Raw genomic sequence first — 6,076 nt, forward strand, 5'->3', positions numbered from 1 at the left:
GTTCAGGGGGGTGGATCGCCCTTCCCGCCCCGCGCGACGATGCGCAGCGCGCCGTCTGGGAGCGGACGCTGCAACGCCTGTGCCTCGGCCCATGGCGCGTGCATCCAGGTCTCAAGCTCCGCCGGGTCGGTCAGGATGACGGGCATCGCCTTCGGATGGATGGCGCCGACCTCCGCGTTCGGCTCGCAGGTCAGGAACCCGAACAGGTCGATGGTCTCCGGCCCCGTCTTGATCTTGCGCACCCCGGTCCAGGCCCGCATCCATAGGCCAGCGAAGAAGGCCAGCGGCCGATCTTCGTCCTGGGCGAACCAGATATCGCCGCCGGCGTCGCGGTTGAACTCGCTGAAGCTGGTGAACGGGACGAGACAACGGCTGGGCGGCGCCAGGTGCGGCGCCCAATGCCGGCTTGTCGTATTGCGGATGTTCGTCGTCCCCTTGTCCGGCTCAGCCTTCAGCAGCTGGTCGAAGTCGACGGCCTGCCCCTTGGCGCGCATCTTGTCCGCGCGGCGGCTCGCCGCCTCAAACTGCGCCCGGGGCGACGTCGGCATGCCCCACCGCGCCATCGCGAGCTCACGCACCCCATCGTCACCCGTCCTAACGATCGGCGCTTCGTAGTCCGGGAAGATCCCGGGCAGCGGCGCGAGATTGCCAGTCAGATCGCGCATGGCCCGCGCCGCCCTGCGGATCGCCTCTTGGCCCTTGGTCTCGGAGTAGAGGTTGCACATGGGCGGAACCTCTCACGCATACCCGCGCTTGTGGAGTCGGTGCCGGCCGACAGAGCGGTGGCCCGGCAATACGCGCCGCTCTACTCAAGCAGCCGCGACCGGCGTCTCAGACAGTCGGGTCGTATAGGCTGGGCTGCGCATGTCAGCCTTGATCGACCAGCGCCGGTCGATCCCGGCCTGGGCAGGGAATAGCGCACCTCGACCGAAGCGGCGGTTCAGGTCATCCATGGCGCCCATCAGCGCCTCACGCCTGGGGTCAGGCCGGTCGATCAGCGTCCGCGGCGCGAGATCAGGCGTGACCAGGTCATCCAGCATCACGCCCGCCTTCGCGTAGCGAAAGCCTGGCGCCCACAGCCGGCGCGTCGCCTCCGACGCCGCGCGCACGAGCTCGAGCGTGTCGGACGTCGCCTCCACCATCCGGGCCAGGCCGGACACGGATCGCGACGGCCCGTCCGCGAAACGGCTCGTGTGCATGAAGACCCGGATATGCGACGCGACCACGCCGTGCCGGCGCAGCTTCTCCCCTGCCCTGGTGGCGTAGAAGGCGGTCGCCTGCAGCATGTCAGGCAAGGCGGTGATCGGTCGGCCGAAGGATCGGGTCACGGCGATGCCCTGGCGCACCGGCGGCTCGAGCTCGAGTTCCTGGCACAGCACGCCGTTCATCTCACGCACCAGGCGCTCGCCGACCACGGTCAGCATCGAGCGCGCCGTGCGCGGATCCATGGCGCGCAGATCTGCAGCGGTCTTCACGCCGGCGGCCATCAACTTCGCGGCCGAGGCGCGACCGACGCCCCACACGTCCTCGATCTCCAGCAGCGGCAACAGCCGGTCCCGCGCCTCAGCGGTCGTCAGATCGCACACGCCCTCGAGCTCGGGCCGTTTCTTGGCTAGCTGGTTCGCCGCCTTGGCCAGAACCCTGGTCGGGCCGAGCCCCACGCGCGTCGGAATCCCGGTCCACCGCCGCACGGTCGCCCGCATCTCGCGCGCCAGCGCCGCCGGGTTCGGCGCGTCGCTGAAGTCCAGGAACGACTCGTCGATGGAGTAGACCTCCACCTCAGCCGCATACAGGCGATAGATCTCATTCACCCGCCGGCTCATGTCGCCATAGAGGACGTAATTCGAGGATCGGGCGACGATGCCCTGGGCCTCGCACTGCTCGCGGATCTGGAACCAGGGCGCGCCCATCTTGATGCCCAGCGCCTTCGCCTCGGGCGTCAGGGCGACGGCGCACCCGTCATTGTTCGACAGGACGATGACCGGCCGATGCTCAAGGCTCGGATCGAAGACCCGCTCGCAGCTGCAGTAGAAGCTGTTGCCGTCCGACAGGGCATAAACCCGCCCGCTCATCTCGGCGCCGGTCGGTGCGGCGTCAGCGTCCAGGTGATGACGCCCCAGATCATCGCCTCGCTCGCCTCGTCCAGGATCAGCGGCCCCATCGCTGGGTTGGCGTAGTCCAGGGCCAGACGACCGCCGCGCAACCGCACGACGTGCTTGGCGCTGGGCAGGCCGTCGATAACGGCCACGACGACGTCGCCGGCCTTTGGCGTCAGCGAGCGGTCGACAACGGCATAGTCGCCGTCATTGACGCCCTTGCTGATCAGACTGCTGCCCGTGATCTGCCACATGAAGGTCGAGGCCGGATTGGTGATGATCAGGCGCGCGGGATCCAGCGCCTCCTCGACATAGTCGTCCGCCGGCGATGGAAAGCCGGCACACAGCGACCGCCCCATCAAAGGGACCAAAACTCTATTCTCAGCGCACACGGTGCAGCTCCAGACCAGCCGACCGACCCGACGCCGCTCTACGGCGCCGGGCCTGCTGGGCTCAAGCTATTTGTTCTGCATTTGTTCCACAACGTCCGCGTGACTGTGGAGAAGGTGCTGCAGCTGATAATTGGCACTACAAAAATTATTGACGCGAAGGATTTTTGGCACTACATTAAAACTCCCTCAGGCCATCCTGAGGCGCAATGAAAAATGAAAATGGAAAATCTCAAATGACTGACAAAACCCGCCCGACACTAGGATTAACTACCCATGCTGATTTCCTATGATGAACAGAAGAGAGCCGAGACCCTCGAACATCGAGGCTTAGATTTCGCCGACGCAGGCGAAGTTCTCTTCAGCGACGAGCCGCTCCTAGAAGCCCTCGACGACCGAAAAGAATACGGCGAGCAACGCTGGCAAACGATGGGGCCTTTTCGAGGCGACATCGTCATGATCGTTTGGACATTACGGGACGGAGCGCATCGCATCATTTCGATGAGAAAGTGCAATGACCGAGAGAAAGGAAAATACCACGCAACCGTGGATCGATCCGGATGACGCTCCGGAATGGACCGATGAGGTCTTTGAAAGAGCCGAGATCCGACGTGCGGGCAAGGTCGTCAGACCCGCCTCAGGCACGCTTACAAAGCGCGGGCGTCCAAAGCTGGAACGCCCCAAAATCCAGGTCACGCTAAGGCTCGACCAGGACATCGTTGAACGGTTTCGTGCCGGCGGCCCTGGGTGGCAAGGCCGGATGAACGAAGCCCTGAAAAAGGCGGCACAGGTCTAACCTGCGCCGCCTTTCACTTGCCTATCGCCCGGTGATGATGACCTCTCGCGCTACCTGGGACCCTCGCCCGGCTAGGCCATAGTGTGTACTGACCTCCTCAATGTCGAAGGCCGCGAAGATCTCACGCACCTCAGGCCTGTCATTCAGCGACAGGATGAACCGCCCCTTCAATCCGGCCAGCTGCTCGGCCATGGCGCCGAACTGGTCGCGGTTAAACAGGCCGTCGCCGTAGTCGCCCTCGCAGGCGAAATAGGGTGGGTCCATGTAGAACAGCGCGCCTGGCCGATCATATCGGGCGACGAAGGCTGACCAGTCCAGGTTCTCAATCGTCACCGCCTCTAACCGCCGCGCGGCCGCCAGCAGGTCTTCGCTGACCTGGCTGGAGCGATAGCGCGCCGGGCCATCCGTCCTGACGCCGAAGCTCTGCCCCCTCACCTTCCCGCCGAACGCCAGGCGCTGCAGGAAGATGAACCGGGCCGCGCGCTGCAGGTCCGTCAATGTCGTGGGATCGACTCGGCGAAGCCGGTCGAACTCGTCGCGGCTGCTGAACGTCCAGGCTGTCAGTTCGGTCAGCGGCCCAGCGTGCGCCCGCATGCAGCGAAACAGGTTGGCGACTTCGCCCGAGTAGTCGTTGATCATCTCGCACTTCGGGCGACGCCGACGGCGGAAGAACACACCACCCATGCCGACGAATGGCTCGGCATAGAGATCGTGAGGCGTGGCCTCGATCAGGGCACACAGCCTGCGCGCCAGGTTGCGCTTGCCCCCGATCCAAGGCGCTACAGGGCGAACGGTCGAAACAGGGGTATGTGAGGTTGAAAACATAAGCGACTCAACGACTAGTGCCCAACGCCGGTCTGGCCGGTGGCGGGGCGAAAGGGGTGTGCACCCCCTGACGTGCTGAGTTCAGGCTCGGCGGCTCGGGCGCTTCAACGCCCGACCCCCGCTTCCAAAGCGGCGGCTAGGCCCCACATTTCACAGTGAACGCGTAACTCTCAGCCCGGCCTGTTGTGCCGGGCGGATCTGACAACATCAGGAGATCCAATTGTCGATTGTTGCTGCGTTCGGAGACGACGACCACACCGCCGCCGACGGTCCCTACTCGCGCGTAATGAAGGTCCGGAAATGGCTCTATATTTTTGGTGCCTGTGCATTTTTACTGAGCTTCGATCTATACGATGCGGAAGCGCTCAAAAGCCTGGTGCGAATCATCACCCTGCCCTCTTGGCTATTGATTCAGACTGTTGCCTCCGGCGTCGTGTACCTGCTTTTTCAGTATCTTCTTCTGTGCGCCCAGCTCTGGCGAACCTACGACATCGTGCTTGGAGAGCGCCTTGCATATAGACGCGCTGACGAACTAGCGCGTGCTGCAAACTTGGCGGCAGAAGCGCGGACAGCGCTAGAGAAGCACCGCCACCAAGCTATCGAATCTACTCGCGAACGAGCAAATACAGCTCACATCCGCCTCGCCGAAGCTAACTTTGCGGCAGAGAGAGCGATGGATCGGTATCATGGGTTCATGGCTAACGACACTGTTGCCAATCAAGACGGCCTCACTGGTGGCTTTTCCACCACAATGATGGAGGCAGAGGTCAACAACGCACATCGCGCCGTAGAAGACGCTGAACGCGAGGTTTCTACGACGACGGAAAGGTATAGCCGGCTAATATCGGGGGAACCTTGGCAGATGGAAGACAGCGTATCGACGGCGCTGTACCAAACAGAGCAGCGGGCCGACGAAGAGTTTCAAAAACTTCGTCAGCAAGACCCGGCCACACGTCGGGGCTATCGCGATCTCGAGAGAGCCGTTGATTTGATGCGCATCGTACCGCCTGCGATCTTTGCCTTTCTATCTCTGATCAGCTTGGCGCATTTCTCCTTCTAAGGTCATGCATCCACCAGCCCCGGCTAGATTATCACACCCACCCAACCCTAGAGCACATCTCTAATTCGGGCGCGCCAGACGAAGGAACCCAAGTAGATGACCATCCCTCCAAATGTGCAGGATCTACTGTTCGGATTCCTATGCTTTGCGTGTGGATATTTAACGAGCGTTGCCATTACCGCTCCGCCTCAGAAAACATGGCGAGGCGTGCTCGCGATTGCTGCTACGGCGACAGTCTCCTGCCTTTTGTGGCTTGCCTACCTCATGCACATCCTTGGCAGGACATCTACAGACTCCCTAGCGGGAAGGCTCACTTCCGTGGTGATTATGATCTCTTGGAGCAGTTGGGCCCTTTGGCAACTTAGACGGCGCCAGCGCGTGGGTTATGGTCTAGCTGAAATCATGTTTGGCGTTGCAGCTGCAGCGTGGGTGGTGTTTGCGCAAAGTGGGGATTTGGTAGCCAGCACTTTGACGACAGGCGCTGCGATGTATGTGATAGTGCGCGGCCTCGACAATATAGAGACCGGTCTCAGCCAGCCGCAGCACGCTACCCTCAAAGCGCAGGGGGAGATTTTGTGGTCAAAGCGGCCTTGGAGGTCTCGCGGGGCTTGAACCGCACCACCTCCACCCCCAGCCAATCGTTGATCGCCATGAACCTCTGCTGCAGGGGCTGGATCTCGTTGCGATAGAAGACCTCGTCCGCCTTCTCGACGTCGCCGAACCCGCCGGCGTTCGCCGGCACGACGCCCAGCAGCTGGGGCGGGACACGGTGCGCGGCCAGGACGTCGTCGCGGGTCGTGTTCTTGATCCCGACGAACTCATCCTTCGCCGACGCCTCGCCCGGGTGCAGGATCTGGATCGCATCCTTCTTGCCATTGGGCAGGTGGACAGTAGCCATCCGGTGAGGACC

Annotated in this window: 7 protein-coding genes and 1 pseudogene; 3 read left to right on the forward strand and 5 right to left on the reverse strand. The window is 62.7% G+C overall.

From position 1 onward, the window contains the following. Positions 1-2 precede the first annotated feature (2 nt). From HX774_RS16905 to HX774_RS16915, 3 genes are all read right to left on the reverse strand, one after another. Positions 3-725 (reverse strand): SOS response-associated peptidase, encoded by a 723-nt coding sequence (locus HX774_RS16905; RefSeq protein WP_178828646.1) that lies wholly within the window; start codon positions 723-725, stop codon positions 3-5. Between the two features lie 84 nt (positions 726-809). Beyond that, positions 810-2,072, reverse strand: a complete 1,263-nt coding sequence (locus HX774_RS16910) for a Y-family DNA polymerase (RefSeq protein WP_178828647.1) — start codon at positions 2,070-2,072, stop codon at positions 810-812. Continuing rightward, positions 2,069-2,455 carry a LexA family transcriptional regulator gene (locus HX774_RS16915; RefSeq protein ID WP_178828648.1) on the reverse strand — a complete coding sequence of 129 codons (387 nt, stop codon included), beginning with the start codon at positions 2,453-2,455 and terminating at the stop codon, positions 2,069-2,071. Before HX774_RS16915 ends, HX774_RS16910 begins: the two co-directional genes overlap by 4 nt. 306 nt (positions 2,456-2,761) lie before the next feature. Here HX774_RS16915 and HX774_RS16920 point away from each other — a divergent pair, with 306 nt between their 5' ends. Both HX774_RS16920 and HX774_RS16925 read left to right on the forward strand, forming a co-directional pair. Then, entirely contained in the window at positions 2,762-3,049 is a 288-nt protein-coding gene (locus HX774_RS16920; RefSeq protein ID WP_178828649.1) for a BrnT family toxin, read from the forward strand. After that, positions 3,000-3,281: a BrnA antitoxin family protein gene (locus tag HX774_RS16925; protein WP_178828650.1), complete on the forward strand. Its 282-nt coding sequence runs from the start codon at positions 3,000-3,002 to the stop codon at positions 3,279-3,281. The genes HX774_RS16920 and HX774_RS16925 overlap by 50 nt, the downstream gene beginning before the upstream one ends. Positions 3,282-3,302: 21 nt before the next feature. On the opposite strand, the gene HX774_RS16930 is transcribed toward HX774_RS16925, so the two are convergent. Next, positions 3,303-4,106 carry a DNA adenine methylase gene (locus HX774_RS16930; RefSeq protein WP_178828651.1) on the reverse strand — a complete coding sequence of 268 codons (804 nt, stop codon included), beginning with the start codon at positions 4,104-4,106 and terminating at the stop codon, positions 3,303-3,305. A 220-nt stretch (positions 4,107-4,326) separates the two neighbouring features. On the opposite strand from HX774_RS16930, the gene HX774_RS16935 reads away from it, so the two are divergent. Continuing rightward, positions 4,327-5,166, forward strand: a complete 840-nt coding sequence (locus HX774_RS16935; RefSeq protein WP_178828652.1) for a hypothetical protein — start codon at positions 4,327-4,329, stop codon at positions 5,164-5,166. 553 nt (positions 5,167-5,719) lie between these two features. On the opposite strand, the pseudogene HX774_RS16940 reads toward HX774_RS16935, so the two are convergent. Next, positions 5,720-6,076: pseudogene (locus HX774_RS16940) on the reverse strand (capsid portal protein); the annotation flags it as partial.

The sequence above is a fragment of the Brevundimonas sp. P7753 genome (assembly GCF_013386595.1).
In the GTDB taxonomy this organism is placed as follows: domain Bacteria; phylum Pseudomonadota; class Alphaproteobacteria; order Caulobacterales; family Caulobacteraceae; genus Brevundimonas; species Brevundimonas bullata.

Bases quoted from the DNA above. Each gene is read 5' to 3' on its own strand.
- HX774_RS16905 (WP_178828646.1), bottom strand. From the start codon at position 725: ATGTGCAACCTCTACTCCGAGACCAAGGGCCAAGAGGCGATCCGCAGG.
- HX774_RS16910 (WP_178828647.1), bottom strand. From the start codon at position 2,072: ATGAGCGGGCGGGTTTATGCCCTGTCGGACGGCAACAGCTTCTACTGC.
- HX774_RS16915 (WP_178828648.1), bottom strand. From the start codon at position 2,455: ATGGGGCGGTCGCTGTGTGCCGGCTTTCCATCGCCGGCGGACGACTAT.
- HX774_RS16920 (WP_178828649.1), top strand. From the start codon at position 2,762: ATGCTGATTTCCTATGATGAACAGAAGAGAGCCGAGACCCTCGAACAT.
- HX774_RS16925 (WP_178828650.1), top strand. From the start codon at position 3,000: ATGACCGAGAGAAAGGAAAATACCACGCAACCGTGGATCGATCCGGAT.
- HX774_RS16930 (WP_178828651.1), bottom strand. From the start codon at position 4,106: ATGTTTTCAACCTCACATACCCCTGTTTCGACCGTTCGCCCTGTAGCG.